The 16,232-nt window shown below is 46.1% G+C and carries 15 protein-coding genes; 11 read left to right on the forward strand and 4 right to left on the reverse strand.

Going from position 1 to position 16,232, the window contains the following annotated elements; genetic code table 11:
* Positions 1-121: 121 nt before the first annotated feature.
* Positions 122-553 (reverse strand): hypothetical protein, encoded by a 432-nt coding sequence (locus J7545_RS00025; RefSeq protein ID WP_318718976.1) that lies wholly within the window; start codon positions 551-553, stop codon positions 122-124.
* A 215-nt stretch (positions 554-768) separates the two neighbouring features.
* Here J7545_RS00025 and J7545_RS00030 point away from each other — a divergent pair, with 215 nt between their 5' ends.
* Positions 769-1,326 carry an ATP-binding protein gene (locus tag J7545_RS00030; RefSeq protein ID WP_318698804.1) on the forward strand — a complete coding sequence of 186 codons (558 nt, stop codon included), beginning with the start codon at positions 769-771 and terminating at the stop codon, positions 1,324-1,326.
* Between the two features lie 53 nt (positions 1,327-1,379).
* Entirely contained in the window at positions 1,380-3,053 is a 1,674-nt protein-coding gene (locus tag J7545_RS00035; RefSeq protein ID WP_318698805.1) for an AarF/ABC1/UbiB kinase family protein, read from the forward strand.
* A gap of 139 nt (positions 3,054-3,192) precedes the next feature.
* On the opposite strand, the gene J7545_RS00040 is transcribed toward J7545_RS00035, so the two are convergent.
* Complete coding sequence (locus J7545_RS00040; RefSeq protein ID WP_318698806.1) at positions 3,193-3,549, reverse strand: phage holin family protein; 357 nt, start codon at positions 3,547-3,549, stop codon at positions 3,193-3,195.
* Between the two features lie 152 nt (positions 3,550-3,701).
* Here J7545_RS00040 and J7545_RS00045 point away from each other — a divergent pair, with 152 nt between their 5' ends.
* The 6 genes from J7545_RS00045 (at position 3,702) to J7545_RS00070 (ending at position 9,273) form a co-directional block, all read left to right on the forward strand.
* Positions 3,702-3,857 (forward strand): hypothetical protein, encoded by a 156-nt coding sequence (locus tag J7545_RS00045; RefSeq protein WP_318698807.1) that lies wholly within the window; start codon positions 3,702-3,704, stop codon positions 3,855-3,857.
* Positions 3,858-4,172: 315 nt separating this feature from the next.
* A complete protein-coding gene (locus tag J7545_RS00050; RefSeq protein WP_271942564.1) occupies positions 4,173-4,694 on the forward strand; it encodes a photosystem I assembly protein Ycf3 in 522 nt (173 codons plus the stop codon).
* Positions 4,695-4,727: 33 nt separating this feature from the next.
* Positions 4,728-5,015, forward strand: a complete 288-nt coding sequence (gene gatC, locus J7545_RS00055; protein WP_318698808.1) for an Asp-tRNA(Asn)/Glu-tRNA(Gln) amidotransferase subunit GatC — start codon at positions 4,728-4,730, stop codon at positions 5,013-5,015.
* 127 nt (positions 5,016-5,142) lie between these two features.
* Entirely contained in the window at positions 5,143-7,110 is a 1,968-nt protein-coding gene (locus J7545_RS00060; RefSeq protein WP_318698809.1) for a bifunctional aldolase/short-chain dehydrogenase, read from the forward strand.
* 161 nt (positions 7,111-7,271) lie between these two features.
* A complete protein-coding gene (locus J7545_RS00065) occupies positions 7,272-8,114 on the forward strand; it encodes a lysophospholipid acyltransferase family protein (RefSeq protein WP_318698810.1) in 843 nt (280 codons plus the stop codon).
* A 142-nt stretch (positions 8,115-8,256) separates the two neighbouring features.
* Positions 8,257-9,273, forward strand: a complete 1,017-nt coding sequence (locus J7545_RS00070; RefSeq protein ID WP_318698811.1) for a ribose-phosphate pyrophosphokinase — start codon at positions 8,257-8,259, stop codon at positions 9,271-9,273.
* Positions 9,274-9,434: 161 nt separating this feature from the next.
* On the opposite strand, the gene J7545_RS00075 is transcribed toward J7545_RS00070, so the two are convergent.
* Positions 9,435-9,866, reverse strand: coding sequence for an NUDIX hydrolase (locus tag J7545_RS00075; protein ID WP_318698812.1), 432 nt, complete (start codon positions 9,864-9,866; stop codon positions 9,435-9,437).
* Positions 9,867-9,879: 13 nt separating this feature from the next.
* Positions 9,880-10,323, reverse strand: a complete 444-nt coding sequence (locus tag J7545_RS00080) for a DUF3531 family protein (RefSeq protein WP_318698813.1) — start codon at positions 10,321-10,323, stop codon at positions 9,880-9,882.
* Between the two features lie 360 nt (positions 10,324-10,683).
* Between J7545_RS00080 and J7545_RS00085 the strand changes: the two genes are divergently transcribed.
* From J7545_RS00085 to J7545_RS00095, 3 genes are all read left to right on the forward strand, one after another.
* A complete protein-coding gene (locus J7545_RS00085) occupies positions 10,684-12,609 on the forward strand; it encodes a heavy metal translocating P-type ATPase (protein WP_318718977.1) in 1,926 nt (641 codons plus the stop codon).
* A 206-nt stretch (positions 12,610-12,815) separates the two neighbouring features.
* Positions 12,816-13,442, forward strand: coding sequence for a hypothetical protein (locus tag J7545_RS00090; RefSeq protein WP_318698815.1), 627 nt, complete (start codon positions 12,816-12,818; stop codon positions 13,440-13,442).
* A gap of 44 nt (positions 13,443-13,486) precedes the next feature.
* A complete protein-coding gene (locus J7545_RS00095) occupies positions 13,487-15,688 on the forward strand; it encodes a choice-of-anchor Q domain-containing protein (RefSeq protein ID WP_318698816.1) in 2,202 nt (733 codons plus the stop codon).
* The last annotated feature ends 544 nt before the right edge of the window (positions 15,689-16,232 follow it).

Raw genomic sequence — 16,232 nt, forward strand, 5'->3', positions numbered from 1 at the left:
AGTAGCCAGACGATATTCGGTTTGGGTTTCTGGATCATGAAAGCATACCACTCGATATCTTTGGGGATTAAATTGGGTTTTCATGTTATTCTTAATCCGAACCACAAATTTTGTCTGAGTTTTACTCATTTCTTCTATAAAATTCCCAACTAGCAAAACCTCTATCCATTATGGCCACTGCTCCATCGGGAATCATCGTCATTACCTGATCCTTAAATTTAGCCTCATGTTCTTGACCAAAGTTAATCAAACATTCAGTTAAATTTTCTGAGCTTATCTCTCTCCCATTTATCAATTTTACTTGATGATATTTTTGTGACCAAAATAGTTTGCTTGTCAGCGTTATTACCGTTGAATCTATGGCCATTAAATTCATTGCTTCCACTGGTCTTTTCTTTTTTATTTTCTGGATCAGTTGATAATACACTCGATAAAAACAAGTATCTTCTCTTGATTTACAGGCTTTAGAAAAAGTCGAAATGTCTATTTCTATACCCGTATGATTGAATCGATAAAACAGACTTCTCATGCTGGTCAAGTTACTATCTAACACGAAATTTAACCCAATCTTAAAGAATAGCCGAGAGTTCAAAACTGGGTAGTCATGAGGGGGCAAGGATTTCAGGATTGATTTGACTAGGGCTGTAAATGAGGAGACCATTTGAGGATTATTGTTCTATCTTTGAGGATACAATACCATATTTTATCCTCTTTTTTTCGGCATTAAGCTAACATTCAACACTTCTGCTGATCGATGACTTATTAACATTGCAAGAATTGGAAGAGCAGACAGTTAGCATAGATAGTCAAACGGTTGATGTGCAAGATTTCATAGAGACGACAACCGCAGGATTTGAAACTCGATGGAGTCATAAGCAGTTGAAACTTAACCTAGAAATCGATCCAGAATCGACCAATCTAGAGACAGAGCCAGATAGCCTCAAGCGCATTCTAGCAGAGTTGCTTGCTAATGCGGGCAAATTCTCCGATGCTCAAAGTCAAGTTAAGATCTCTGTACAACCCGATCGCGCAGATGGGAGAGATGGAGTAGCTGTGGAGATCGCCAATCGAGGTATGGGCATTCAGAATACTGAATTAGCGGAGATTTGCCACAAATTCCGTCGCGGAACTGGAGTTACGGATCGGGCGATCGCCGGAATGGGTTTAGGTCTAGCCCTCGTGAAGGCTTTGGTGGAACAATTAGGAAGAACCATTACTGTCAGTAGTGAGCCTCTCGACTCTGGATCGGCTTGGGAAACCTGTTTTACCCTTCTCCTCCCCCAGAGTGATAGCGCTTCCCACGAGGAAATAGGCAATAGGGAATAGGTTAGAGTAGCTAAGAAGTCAGAATTTAAGGAACGTAACGGGTAATTCCCAGAATGCTCAAAATTAGTCAACCTCGATCGCGGCGCTGGCAAAAACTCACCTATTCTCCCATCATTCGCCAAATTCAAGTGTTTATGGCGGCGACTCGCTTCATCGCTCTGTTACTCTGGGATCGTTGGCGTGGGGGGGCTTCTTCCGCTCTCAAGCGCAAACGGGCGAGGGGTTTAGTACAAACCCTACTCAAACTAGGGCCGACATTTATTAAAATTGGTCAATCTCTCTCCACTAGGGCAGATCTCTTACCCGTCGAATATGTAGAAGCATTGGAACAACTGCAAGATCGAGTTCCAGCCTTTGACGTGGACGAGGCGATCGCCATTATCGAACTAGAACTAGGCGCATCCGTAGGCGCAATCTTCCGCAATTTTGATCCCCTACCCCTCGCTGCTGCCAGTTTAGGGCAAGTCCATCGCGCCATCCTCCACACCCAAGAAGAAGTCGTGATTAAAGTTCAACGTCCCGGCTTAAGAGCCTTATTTGATGTGGATGCTAAAGCCATCTATCGAGGCATCCAAGTCACTGAATTCCTCTTCGCTTGGACGCGCAAATATGAACTACGAACTATCTATGGTGAATTTTTCCGCATTCTTTATCAAGAAATTGACTATAAACAAGAAGCCTTAAATGCAGACCGCTTTCGGAAAAATTTTGCCAACCATCCGGAAATTCTGGTTCCCAAAATTTATTGGCGCTATACCACAAACAAGGTCTTAACCATCGAATATTTACCGGGCATTAAAGTGGACAATCGAGAAGCCTTGATCGCTTGCGGTTTAGACCCTCAGAAAATCAACCAAGTGGGCATTTGCTGCTATCTCAAGCAACTGCTCTTAGATGGTTTTTTCCAAGCTGATCCCCATCCTGGAAATTTAGCTGTTACCTCTAAAGGGCAACTTATTTTCTATGATTTTGGCATGATGGGGGAAATTAAATCTTTAGCCAAAGACCAGATGATCCGCAATTTTTTTGCTGTCTTACGCAAGGATACCGACGAAGTCGTGGAGACATTAATCAATATGGGTTTAATTGAACCCATGAAAGATATGACCCCTGTGCGTCGCTTGATTACATTTTTGTTGGATCGGTTTACGGAACGACCCGTAAATTTCCGCGAATTCACCTTAATTAAAGATGAACTTTATGCCATGTTTGAAGAGCAGCCGTTTCGCTTACCCGCAGAAATGACGTTTGTGTTAAAGGCTTTAACCACCTTAGATGGCATTGCCCGTATTTTAGACCCCGAATATAATTTTGTTACCTCTTCTCAACCCTTTGTTCGGGAAGTAGCCGCAGGGAAGGGGACAGGATATTTAGTCGGGGAAACCCTGCGACAGGTGAAGTTATGGATGCAGTCCCCCTTTCAAAAACCAACGGTTACCGATCGCTTCTTGGCACAGTTAGGGAAACGGATGGATACGGGAGACTTAGCGTTTTCCGTCAAAGCGAAAGAGAGCGATCGCCTTTTAGAGTCTTTGAGCTTAGGAGTGCAAAGTGTACTCTATCTCTGTGGTGCTGGGTTTACCTTGATTTCCAGCACGATTCTGTTTGTGGGACAATTTTTCGGATGGGCGATTACCCTACTCTGTGGATCGGGTTTGTTTAGCTTCTTCTGTATGCGATCGATCTTCCGCCTTTCCCTACGCAACCGCCTGAACCGTATTTCTTAACCCACATTTAAAAGCTTCACCTCTCTGCCTATCCCCCTATCTCCTCGCCCACAAGCGTTACTGGATAGGATTTGGCAACCCTACAACATGAGTGCAGGAGAAGGAGGTGGGAGAAGGCAAACATCAATTCAACTTCAACTTAATCGTTATTGGCTTCCTTTCCTGTAAATTGATCGATTAACCAGGAAACCAAAGATAATACAACTGACCCAAACACGGCTGGCCAAAAACCGGCTATTGTAAATCCAGGAGTAAAATAGCCGACTAACGAAAGGGAAATGGCGTTAACCACCAGTAAGAACAAGCCTAAACTGAGAATAGTTAACGGCAACGTCAGAATCGTCAAAATGGGCTTAACAATAGCATTAACCAACCCCATAACGATCGCTCCAACAGCCGCTGCTTGCCAACTGGAGATCGCCAAACCGGGGACAATATAGGCAGTTATCGCCAAGGCGATCGCCGCTAAAGCCCAAGTGAGAAAAAAGCTAATCATAATCTCAAACCTCTAAAGTTTGGACTCGCGTTCAATAATACCACCTCTGAAACAGTTGTCCTTGCGATCTATCAAGCCAATCTTAATTGATACCAGAAACGCTATACTCATCGTTAAGCATCATTCTCTTCAAAGCTGGGGTTAGTTCTCCCATGATCGATCCGTTATCTGGTGTTTTATTGCCCGTTTTAATTAATCTTGTTACCGGACGTGCCGATGCGAAGGTATTGGCTCCTGGTTTAGATCGGCAGATTGAACGGTTGCAACAGCACCAAATTCCCCAGATCAGTTTTGCACCGATGTACTGAAACAGGGAAAGAGTCCCCAGAGCGGGGGTAAGCGTTTGGCGATTATTGGCGAACCAGGTTCAGGGAAAACGACACGGTTACAAGCCATTTCCCGGTGGATTTTGAACAACGATCTCGGTTTGCCCATTTGGGTATCTTTGCGGACGCTAGAGAGGTGCAGTATAGGGGAATATCTAGATACCCCTCTTTTGTCACTCTGCCGAAAGAGGGGTATTTTTCTGGGGAGCATGAAACAGCCCTGAGTTTAAAGCGGGTATCGTATCAGCATCTATCCTTGTTACAATGGCGAGTTGAAACCTCTTAATCTAAACCGTTATGCCGAGAACCCAGCGCAACGATAACTTTATTGATAAAAGCTTTACGGTGATGGCAGATATTATTTTGAAGATTCTGCCCACGAGCAATAAGTCGAAAACTGCCTTTGCCTATTATCGCGATGGGATGTCTGCCCAGGCTGATGGTGAGTATGCGGAGGCTTTGGATAATTATTATGAGGCGTTGAAGTTAGAGGAAGATGCTAACGATCGCAGCTACATCCTCTACAATGTCGGCTTGATCCATGCCAGTAACGGGGAGCATGACCAGGCGATCGACTATTATGAGCAAGCCTTGGATTTGAATGATAATATGCCCCAAGCCTTGAATAATATCGCAGTCATTTATCACTATAAAGGGGAACAGATCAAAGCCGAGGGTGATAATGAGAAAGCAGAAGCATTATTTGATATCGCCGCAGATTATTGGAACCGGGCGATTAAAATGGCTCCCAATAACTATATCGAAGCCCAAAACTGGTTGAAAAATACCGGGCGATCGCAAGGCGAAGTCTTTTTCTAAGTCTATTGTTTTCTGTCATCTTTCACAACCCTTATGCTCGACCAAGAACAAGTTCATAAAGTTGCCCATCTTGCCCGTTTAGCCCTGACTTCGGAAGAGGAAGCCCAGTTTAGTGGTGAACTGAGCCAGATTCTCGACTATGTGGAACAGCTCAATGAGTTAGACACCGAAGGCGTTCCCCCCACCACGCGGGCGATCGAATTAAGCAATATCACCCGCGATGATTTGCTGACTCCAGATGAGTTTCGAGAAGCTCTTTTAGACAATGCTCCCGATCGCGATGGGGACTTTTTTAAAGTTCCTCAAATCCTCAGTGAGTAAACTGCTGTTAGTTTCTCTATCATCCTGCATTAAATAAGGGGCTTAAGCCCCTTGGCTGTATTGCCATATAAGTACTTTTAAAGTAAAAAGTGGTTTACCCATTACCAGCACAAAGCGCTATAAAATTATGGTTAAAAACTTGTGGAATACGGGCGAAGCCGCTCAATATACAACAGATTTAGAACAAAGAGTTTATACCTCGCGCTTATTAGGAAAAGACCCCTCCCTCGTCCTCCATGGAGGCGGTAATACCTCCGTAAAAGTCAAAGAAACGAACCTCTTTGGAGAAGAAGAAGACATTCTTTACGTCAAAGGGAGCGGATGGGATCTGGCCACCATTGAAGCCGAAGGATTTGCCCCAGTACGGATTCCCCACTTGCTTAAATTGGCACAATTAGAGCAGTTATCCGACCCGCAAATGGTCAATGAACTCAAAACTCAGATGAGCCGTGCTAGCGCCCCTTCTCCGTCTGTAGAGACGATTTTGCACGCTATCTTGCCCTACAAATACGTCGATCATACCCATGCAGATGCCATTATTGCGGTTACAAATACAGCCAATGGCAGAGAGCGGATAGAAGAGATTTATGGCGATCGCCTGATCGTCATACCCTACGTCATGCCCGGATTTGACCTCGCGCGAGTCTGTGCCCGTCAATTTGCTCTAGAAGCAGGAGAGCATACCCTCGGCATGGTACTCATGAATCATGGTATCTTTTCCTTTGGAGCCACGGCTCAAGAATCCTATGAATGCATGATTGAGCTAGTCAGTCAAGCAGAAAGTTATCGACAAAAACAAGGGGCTATTACTTCTATTCCTGAACAGCCTCTGCCAGAACCTGCCCCCCTCAGTCAAACCCTAGCCCAACTGCGCCATACCCTTTCCAAAACCGCCCAATTTCCCATCATTCTCAGCACCCACCGCAACCCCAAAACCCTCAACTTTGCCCAACGAGACGATATTCAACACATCTCCCAACAAGGCCCTGCAACCCCAGATCACGTCATTCGCACCAAACGCCTACCCCTGGTTGGACGAGATATTCAAAGTTATGTGGAAACCTATCAAGCCTATTTCCGCACCCACGCTACGCCAGATTTAACCATCCTCGACCCCATCCCCAGAGTCATTCTTGACCCAGAACTGGGTATGTGTACTGTAGGCAAAACCGTGAAACAAGCCCATATCATTGCTGACATTTACGACCATACCATCGACATTATCAGCACTAGCACGCAGCTAGGCGGCTATCAGGCACTCTCTGCCAAAGACATCTTTGCCGTGGAATACTGGGACTTAGAACAAGCGAAACTCCGCAAAGGTGGCAAACCTCCCCTGTTTACTGGTGAAATTGCCCTAGTCACTGGTGCAGCCTCTGGCATTGGCAAAGCCTGTGTAGACTCCCTGCTCAAGCGAGGAGCAGCCGTTATCGGTTTAGATATCGATACCAACATTGAAGCCCTCTATAACCGCGCCGACTTCCATGGCATCACCTGCGATGTTACCGACAAAACTGCCCTCACTGCCGCTCTAGAACAAGCTGTGCAACAGTTTGGTGGCTTAGATATGCTCATCCTCAACGCTGGCATTTTTCCCGGAGGATGCCCCATTGCTGACCTCAGCAGTAGCGAATGGAGCAAAGTCATGTCAGTCAATTTAGATGCCAATCTTGCCCTCTTGCGCCAAGCCTATCCCCTACTCAAACTCGCGCCTCAAGGCGGTCGAGTTGTGGTCATCGGCTCTAAAAATGTCCCCGCCCCCGGGCCTGGAGCCGCCGCCTATTCTGCCTCTAAAGCGGCTTTAAATCAACTCATGCGCGTTGCTGCATTAGAGTGGGGCAAAGACAAAATCCGCCTCAACACCCTCCATCCCAATGCCGTATTTGACACCGGTTTATGGACAGAAGATGTCCTCAATGCTCGCGCCGCCCATTATCGTTTAACCGTGGAAGAATATAAAACCAATAATGTTTTAAAAGTAGAAGTTGATAGCCATTCTGTCGCTGAACTTGCCGCCGAAATGTGCGGCCCCCTATTTGCAAAAACGACGGCTGCACAAGTCCCTGTTGATGGAGGTAATGACCGAGTGATTTAATGCCAAGACTGATTTCAGATATATTGATAAGTATTCGCAAAAGATAATCTAATCTCAAATCCTTTTGAAGCAGCAGTTGGTTGACACAGATCAAAAGAGCAGTTAAAGATCGAGATTTGACCTGTGTTTAAAGAAGGCGATCGCCAATCTTCAACCCCCCCATGACAAACACTCTGCATCAAAAACCCGGAGATGGATGGTCTCTAGACGAACGAAACCCCCAAGTCATTCAATCTTGGATGTCAGTTTGGGGCTGGTTTTATCAGTACTATTTTCGCGTACAAACCGAGGGTTGGCATCATATTCCCAAGGATGAACAAGTCCTGATCGTTGGCTCCCATAACGGCGGCTTAGTCTCTCCAGATATGGTCATGATGATTTATGATTGGTTTCGCCATTTTGGAACACAGCGCCTGGTTTACGGCCTAATGCACCGCCATATTTGGGAACTCAATCCTGGTTTGGCAAAAGAAGCGGTGGCTGTTGGAGCCATTCGAGCTAACCCGAAAATGGCGATCGCCGCCTTCCAAAAAGGGGCCAGCGTCCTCGTCTATCCCGGAGGAGCGCAAGACGTTTTTCGTCCCCATTCTCAACGGAATCAAATCCAATTCGCCGGCCGTAAAGGATTCATTAAACTGGCGCTGCGCCAAAACATCCCCATCATCCCCGCCATTTCCTATGGGGCCCATGATACTCTCATGGTTCTAGGAGATATCTATCCCCTGATGAAACAACTCCATGAATGGGGAATGCCTTGGGTTTATGACATCGATCCTGAAGTCTTCCCCATTTATCTTGGACTTCCCTGGGGAATTGCCTTTGGCCCCTTGCCCCACATTCCCCTACCCATTCAGATTCATACCCGCATTTGTCCACCCATCCGCTTCCCAACCTACGGACGCAAAGCAGCTAGCGATTTTGATTATGTTGAGTCCTGCTATCAGCAAGTTCTTAATACCATGCAAACCGAACTCGATCAACTCATCACCCACATCACCCCTTAACCCAACCACAACCCAAAATCGTCTCTATTGTTAACCCCATCATCAGCTTTTTGAGCAATTTTTCCTTCCTTAAATCAGTCAATCATAAACTTTTCATAAAAAATACATAATAATAAGCCAATTTCTAGTGATAAGATTGCCAATGAGTGCGCTTCGAGGGTTTGTCGTGATCCGTTCTGCGACTTTGGCAATTCAGCCAACGCTACCATCTGTCAATGAAAATAACCGCCTTCGGTTATTTGCTGGCTCTGCTAACTTATTCTTGGCTCAAGAAGTCGCCCGCTATTTAGGGGTGGATCTAGGGCCAATGGTTCGTAAACGGTTCGCTGATGGCGAACTTTATGTTCAAATTCAAGAGTCGATTCGCGGTTGCGATGTTTATTTGATTCAACCGTCAAGCTCTCCAGTCAACGACCATTTAATGGAGCTGTTGATCATGATAGATGCTTGTCGTCGAGCATCTGCCCGCCAAATTACAGCGGTTATCCCCTACTATGGTTACGCCAGGGCTGACCGTAAAACGGCTGGTCGTGAATCGATTACCGCTAAATTAGTGGCTAATTTAATTACCGAAGCTGGAGCCAGTCGTGTCTTAGCAATGGATTTGCATTCTGCTCAAATTCAAGGCTATTTTGATATTCCCTGTGACCATGTTTATGGTTCTCCCGTTTTAATTGATTATCTTTTAAGTAAGCAATTACCCGATCTGGTTGTAGTTTCTCCTGATGTCGGTGGAGTGGCGAGAGCAAGAGCATTTGCCAAAAAACTCAATGATGCGCCTTTAGCCATTATTGATAAGCGCCGTCAAGCTCACAATGTGGCTGAAGTACTCAATCTCATTGGAGACGTGGAAGGCAAAACTGCCGTATTAGTCGATGACATGGTTGATACCGCCGGAACCATCTCTGAAGGGGCAAGAATGCTGCGCGAAAAAGGAGCAAGACAAGTTTATGCTTGTGCTACCCATGCTGTTTTCTCCCATCCAGCCGTTGAGCGTCTTTCTAGTGGCGTATTTGAAGAGGTGATTGTTACGAATACGATTCAATTGCCTGAAGATAAGTACTTCCCTCAACTGCGGGTGTTGTCTGTGGCTAATTTGGTTGGAGAAACCATTTGGCGTATCCATGAAGATAGTTCCGTTAGTAGCATGTTCCGATAAGTTAGAGTGCTGGTAACCGGTGATTAGTAAGATTTTGTAGGAGCGAACGGCTGTTTGCTCCTACATTTTTTCGGGTAAAATTTGCTCAATAATACCTTTTCTTGATCATGATGTGCTTAACAAAGGGTACCCTCTCGATAATTTTAACTGACTTGATATGACTACAGATACCCTAAAAATTCTGGGGGAACCACTCGCACTTCTCCAGATTTACAGGCATTAAGATTGACCCATAAGGCGGTTTTGCTGCGCTTTTGTTCATGGAACGTAAAACGATTTTGCCGATAGAATCTGGGATCTACAAATTGGGCACGATAGAGCTGGAGGATTTCGTGTCTGGGTTGACTCTGATAAGTAAATAGGCTTTCTATACAGCCTAGATATTCAATGTGGGTTAGTTCGGCGTTTAATTCTTCCTGAAATTCCCGTTGAAGTGTTTCGCGGGAGGTTTCGCCAAACTCAACACCACCTCCTAAGGCACGATAGAAGGTTTGGTCTTTATCCGGATCGTAGCCTTCAGAGAGGAATAGGCGATCGCCATCTCTAATCAATCCGAGGGCAATAACCCGAATTTTTGGTTTCTTCTTAGACATGATTGCCGCTACACTAATATTGCACAAACGTATCTTGGGTTTCCGGAATCGGCCAATCCGCGTTAACGCCACCCATAATTAGAGTTTCAATCGCTACATACTCCTGGCTGAGTTGCTGCAAGGCGTTAATCAGGACATCTAAAGCCAGAGCATCACTGGTCCCCAGATCAAACCAACAGCGTCCCCAATTTCCCTGATATTCCAAGTCTCCCATGTTATGCATTAACGCCATCAAGGAGCGATCGCCTTGTCGATCGTCATAGGTCATATAACTGAGATCCAAGCCTTCCTCTTGCACTTGCAGATTTTCGGCATTAAATCCACCCAACTTGCCTAAATAATACCAAGCATCAAAGGCTTCTTGCAGATATAGCTTTTCCGCATCACTGGGAACCGTGCTGAATTCCAGCCAGATCCAAACATCAAAAGGATTAAATTCTCGAAATAAAACGTTCATAAATCAATTCAAAGTTAAAAATTGTTAACCGTAGAGGTGAGTTTAGGCCATGACTCATTAACGGGACTTCAATAAAGATCAACACCAAATCAAGCCTAAAATAGCAAGCTATTATAACCTTATTTCATTATTTTTCTGGTTTAAGTCCCGATAAATGCTTATTTTTCTGGAAGAGGTTAAAGTTTATATCCCTTATATAGCATACTTTCTAGCCTCCTTTTCACCCCTTGAGCACGGCAGTTTGTCGAAAGGTGGCGACCCATCTTAAGGAAAAATTTTAGATTGGGATGAAGGCGATCGTGATAAAGTATGAACTATTATTCAGATATTCATGTTTTATTGTCACAAAGGCAGGACGCTATGACAGAAGCCCATTCTCACTGCGGCTGTTGCAGCCACGATCGCCCTCTTCAGCAGGAAGAAGCAGAGTTTAACCTAAAAAGAGAACTAACTCCTTTCGCGATCGCTACAATCCTATTTCTGATTGGCTTGATTTTCAACAAACCCTTACAAAACACCCCTTTTTCTCTGGGGGAATATGTTGTATTGCTTCCCGCCTACCTCATTAGTGGTTGGAGTGTGTTGACAGCAGCAGGGCGCAATATTCTCAAGGGACATATCTTTGATGAAAACTTCTTAATGACCATTGCCACCCTAGGCGCAGTCGCCATCCACGAAATCCCCGAAGCCGTTGGCGTAATGCTCTTCTTTCAGGTAGGCGAACTCTTGCAGGGATATTCCGTTGGCCGTTCCCGCCGTTCCATCAAAGCCTTACTAGAAGTTAGACCCGACAGCGCCAATCTAAAAGTCAACGGTCAAATTTACCCAGTCTCACCAGAATCGGTCAATATTGGGGATATCATTCTGGTGCGTCCTGGCGAAAAAGTACCCCTCGATGGCGAAATTCTCACCGGCAAATCCCTAGTTGATACTTCCGCCCTCATTGGCGAATCTGTTCCCCGCAGCGTTCGAGAAGGAGATACCGTTCTTGCTGGCATGATTAATCAGTCCGGAGTTTTGACTCTTCAGGTAACCAAGCGCTTCAATGAATCATCGATTGCTAAAATTTTAGAACTAGTAGAAAATGCCAGTAGCAAAAAAGCAGATACCGAAAAATTCATGACCCGCTTTGCCCGCTACTATACTCCGGTAGTGGTCTTTCTCTCCTTAGCAGTTGCCATCATTCCGCCCTTGCTGATTACTGGTGCAAGTCACGCAGAATGGACGTATCGCGCCCTAGTGTTACTGGTCATTTCCTGTCCCTGCGGTTTAGTGATTAGTATTCCCTTGGGCTACTTTGGTGGTGTAGGAGGCGCAGCCAAGCGGGGCATTTTGGTCAAAGGTTCAACTTTTTTAGACGCACTCACCCAAGTGAAAACCGTTGTTTTTGATAAGACAGGAACCTTAACAAAAGGGACATTCAACGTCACCGATATAATTTCTGATAATGGACTCACCCCAACTCAATTGTTAGAACTAGCCGCAACCGTCGAGTTTCATTCCAATCATCCCGTCGCCCAATCCATCCGTACTGCCTACGGAAAGCCTCTTGATGAGGCCAAGGTGCAGGACTATGAGGAAATTTCCGGACATGGCATTCGCGCTAAAGTGGGGAATCAGAGGGTACTAGTGGGAAACGATCGCCTCTTGCATCAAGAAAATATTCCCCATCAGGTTTGTGCTCTCGAAGCAACTGTTGCTCACTTAGCTGTCGATGGTCAGTATACCGGACGCATCATCATTGCCGATGAGTTAAAAGAGGATGCAGCCGAAACCATTTATACTCTACAGGCTCAAGGGATTCAAACGGCTATGCTCACTGGGGACTCCCAACCCGTTGCCGATCGCGTTGCCCAGAAATTAGGACTCAACCAATATCGGGCTGATCTCTTGCCAGAAGATAAAGTCAGCGCCTTAGAAGAATTTTTACATCAAGCCCATCGTACGAAAAGCAAAGTCGTCTTTGTTGGCGATGGTATTAATGATGCCCCTGTGATTGCGAGGGCAGATGTGGGCATGGCCATGGGGGGACTCGGTTCTGATGCTGCTATTGAAACAGCAGATGTGGTCATTATGACGGATGCTCCTTCCAAAGTAGTAGAAGCGATCCAAGTCGCTCATAAAACCCGTCGCATCGTGTGGCAGAATATCATTTTTGCCTTGGCAGTGAAAGGCTTTTTCATTACTTTGGGAGCGATCGGAATGGCGAATCTTTGGGTAGCCGTATTTGCAGATGTGGGGGTTGCCTTAGTTGCGATTGTTAATGCCAGTAAGTTATCGAGTTAGGAAGTTCTGCCAGGTTTTGTGCTGAATTTGCTCCGAGTTTGGAGTTACGCTTTGAACTCTAATTCTAGATGTAATCGCAACTAAGAACCTATGGTTAACCCCATATCTCCATCCCAGTCTGGAAAACCAGTAAACTGGGATGGAGCTTTATTCTAGTTTTTCCAAAGTGTCATCCTGCCGTGCCCTCTACTCCACCCTAAGCAACCATGAGTTTAATTAATAACACCACTGCTCAATGGACTGCCAATACCCCTTTTGGCAATAATAACCACTATCTCAACAACAACTTTTCCACCGCAGGAAATCCTCTAGCTGGAGCCATTGATGGAGGGCCGGTGGAGTATAATGCATCCAATCGTACGGTAGTTAATAGTTATAGCAATGGTGCGGATGGAGCGAAAAGCGCCCTAGAATTCGGCAGCTATATCTTCTTCGCTGGAGACGATACCCAAGGAATTCGGCGTATCGATCATGACTGGGCTAGTAATCTCACTGGGTATCAAGCCACAGCAGAACAAACCGAGTCCATTACCACCGATGGTACATATATCTATGGCAATGATGATGGTAATCGCGACCAAATTATCAAATGGTCGGTAACCAATAATGCCACTTCTTTCACCCTAACTCAGCAATGGGCACGAGATGTGGGGACTGGCGGACGCTTTCGCGGTATTAGCTATTTCGACCATGGAAGTGGGGACGGCTACATTTACGCCAGCGATGGTGGTAATACAACGGGTGACAATATTTTTGCCTTTAATGCCGATACGGGAATCTCAACGCCTGTTTTTTTAACGGCACAGCCATTACCGTACCCGGTACAGACTTAGTTTATCAGGCGATCGTGCATGAAGTCGGTGGGCGCAAGCTCCTGATGGCTGCAACCACTAGCGAGCTTCATGTGTGGGATATGCTCTCCCCCACCACCACCATCTCCGCAACGCCTACGGAAACCTACACCATTGCTGCTGGTACGAATCAACTCCTTAACAGTAGTGGCAGCGCATTAGGGGGACAATTCTTGGGTGCTAGTGCAACCGGATCTCAGTTATTTCTCGGCAATGGTAGTCAAGTCTTGGCTTATGAACTCGCTGCCACGGCTCTGAGTACGGAAGTCACCAATACCAACGATAGCGGCGAGGGTTCCCTGCGACAAGCTCTGATTCATGCTGCGGCTAATCCGGGTGCAGATACGATTACGTTTACTGGCACGACGTTCACCGATGCTACCGACGATACCATTACCCTCACCTCCGGAGAGCTAACCTATTTCAGCAATGCGGGGAATGATGTCACCATTCAAGCGCCGGGAAATGCCTCCCTCACAGTGAGCGGGGATAACACATTTAGGGTGTTTAATTTTGATAGTGCTTCTGAGGTTACGATTGATGGGTTGGCGATCTTTAATGGCTTTAGTGGTCTCTCTGATAATGGTGGTGGTATTCTTAATAGAAATACAGGCACTGCTAACGTAATAAATAGTACATTACCCCAGAACGTAGCTGAAGTTGCTGGTGGTGCCATTTATAATGAGAATGTAGGTACTATTAACGTAATAAACGGCACATTATTCGATAATGATGCCGATTTTGCCCTGGGTGGTGGTGGTATTTATAATCATTCCACAGGCACAATTAATGTAATAAACAGCGCATTATTGGGAAATGATAGCAATTTTGGTGGTGGTGGTATTTATAATAATTCCACGGGCATAGTCAATATAACAAACAGCACGTTGTCAGGAAATGAGAGCAATTTTGGTGGTGGTGGTATTTATAATTCTACGGGCGCAATTAATGTAATAAACAGTACATTATCGGCAAATGTGGCTAGTAATGGTGGTGGTATTTACAATAATTCCACGGGCACAATAAACGTAACAAATACAATCATCACTGGCAACACAGCCAGTGGCAACCCAGATGTATTTGGAACTTTCACGAGCAACGGCTTCAACATCATTGGCAATACCACAGGAAGCACGGGCTTCGGTGTCACTGACATTACCGGAGTCGCAGCCAACACCGTCATCAACACCACCCTCTCCAACAATGGCGGAACCACCGAAACCCATGCCCTCGTTCCCGGTAGTCCCGGCCTTGATGCCGGTAACAATGCCGATGTCCCCGGCACTATCACCACCGACCAACGGGGAACTGGCTTTGCCCGCATCAGGTTTGGCACCGTCGATATCGGAGCCTACGAAGAACAGACTCCTCTGATTATCTCCGAAATCATGTACAACCCTGCCAGTGCAGAACATAACTGGGAATGGGTCGAAATCTACAATTTTGGCAACAGCACAGTCGATTTATCCGGCTATGTCCTCGACGATATCAATGGCACAGCTCATGGCTCCGCCAACATCGCCAGTGGTTCTATTGCTGCTGGCAGTAGCGCCATTCTCTTCAACGACGATGACCTCGATACTTCTGACTTTGAAGCCGCCTGGGGAACTGGCATCACCTTAATCGGCGTTACCAATTGGGGTGCCATGGGACTCAACAACGCTGGCGATACCGTCAGTCTCTGGGATAGCTTTGCCAGCTATAGCGGCGACCATGCCACTCATGCTAACGCCATTGAAACCGTTGCTTATGACGATACGGCTCCTTGGCCAGTTGATAATAATAGTGCTTCTATTTACCTTACTGACCTTACAGCAGATAATACAGATGGTTCTAACTGGGCCTTAAGCACCACTGGCGGCTCCACTCCCCTTGGAACCGGCTATCTCAGTGCTAATGCGGGTGGAAACAGTGGTAGCGATATTGGCTCGCCTGGTGGCACGCTCTCTGGCGTAACCCTCTCCTCTGGAACCATTGCCGCAGCCAACGTCGCGCAAGGCACAACGAACCATCCCCTCTACCAACTCGACTTAGCCATTACCACCGCCAACGCCCAGTTAACCGGCGCAACTTTTACCACGGATGGCAGTTATGCTGCTGCTGATATTGTTGCCAACAGCTTTGAACTCTTCTACTCCACCGACACCACGTTCGACGCTGGCGATACCTCCCTAGGTGTAGCGACCTGCAATCGAAATCGCTTCGACCTGCAATCAAAGGAATTTTGAGACCAGATTAATTGAGATTGAAGATGGTCTCAGACCCACATTATCTGAGACTCAGACCAGATTAACTGACACGGGTCTGCAATCATTACAGCCGACCCACATTAGGTGAGAATCAGCCCAAAAGCTTACAGGAGAATAACTTTCCCTTTGGTCAACCGGGATGAGTGTCCGGAAAAAAGGAACGTCAAAATTGGACACTCAGGAACCGTTCGGGTGAAAAAATAGCCCAGATAGCCTTTGTGCAGAGATTAGACCCTATTCGTAGTTAAGGTGAGCCGAAACGGCTGTTTGCAAGCCCGTTTGCAATAATGTGAGCCGATTTGCACAACAATGTGAGCCAAAAGCCTCTTTAGAAAGCAAGATAATGTGAGCCGAAAACGAGCTTGTTTGCAAGCCGTTACAGCTACGCCTGGAGTTAATCTCCTAACGCCTAAATCCTTTTAAGGTCTAAACTCCTAAAGGTCTAATAGGTTTAGAAAAAAGAGCGATCGCTCAAGAGCAGATTTAGGATACTGTCTTACCTGTAGTGACAGAAAACCCCCTG

This window comes from Roseofilum sp. SBFL, assembly GCF_017746885.1.
GTDB lineage: Bacteria > Cyanobacteriota > Cyanobacteriia > Cyanobacteriales > Desertifilaceae > Roseofilum.

Coding starts and splice junctions, on each gene's coding strand:
- J7545_RS00060 (WP_318698809.1), top strand. CDS start 5,143: ATGGTTAAAAACTTGTGGAATACGGGCGAAGCCGCTCAATATACAACA.
- J7545_RS00075 (WP_318698812.1), bottom strand. CDS start 9,866: ATGTCTAAGAAGAAACCAAAAATTCGGGTTATTGCCCTCGGATTGATT.
- J7545_RS00040 (WP_318698806.1), bottom strand. CDS start 3,549: ATGATTAGCTTTTTTCTCACTTGGGCTTTAGCGGCGATCGCCTTGGCG.
- J7545_RS00050 (WP_271942564.1), top strand. CDS start 4,173: ATGCCGAGAACCCAGCGCAACGATAACTTTATTGATAAAAGCTTTACG.
- gatC (WP_318698808.1), top strand. CDS start 4,728: ATGCTCGACCAAGAACAAGTTCATAAAGTTGCCCATCTTGCCCGTTTA.
- J7545_RS00045 (WP_318698807.1), top strand. CDS start 3,702: ATGATCGATCCGTTATCTGGTGTTTTATTGCCCGTTTTAATTAATCTT.
- J7545_RS00070 (WP_318698811.1), top strand. CDS start 8,257: ATGAGTGCGCTTCGAGGGTTTGTCGTGATCCGTTCTGCGACTTTGGCA.
- J7545_RS00065 (WP_318698810.1), top strand. CDS start 7,272: ATGACAAACACTCTGCATCAAAAACCCGGAGATGGATGGTCTCTAGAC.
- J7545_RS00095 (WP_318698816.1), top strand. CDS start 13,487: ATGGCTGCAACCACTAGCGAGCTTCATGTGTGGGATATGCTCTCCCCC.
- J7545_RS00035 (WP_318698805.1), top strand. CDS start 1,380: ATGCTCAAAATTAGTCAACCTCGATCGCGGCGCTGGCAAAAACTCACC.
- J7545_RS00080 (WP_318698813.1), bottom strand. CDS start 10,323: ATGAACGTTTTATTTCGAGAATTTAATCCTTTTGATGTTTGGATCTGG.
- J7545_RS00090 (WP_318698815.1), top strand. CDS start 12,816: ATGAGTTTAATTAATAACACCACTGCTCAATGGACTGCCAATACCCCT.
- J7545_RS00085 (WP_318718977.1), top strand. CDS start 10,684: ATGACAGAAGCCCATTCTCACTGCGGCTGTTGCAGCCACGATCGCCCT.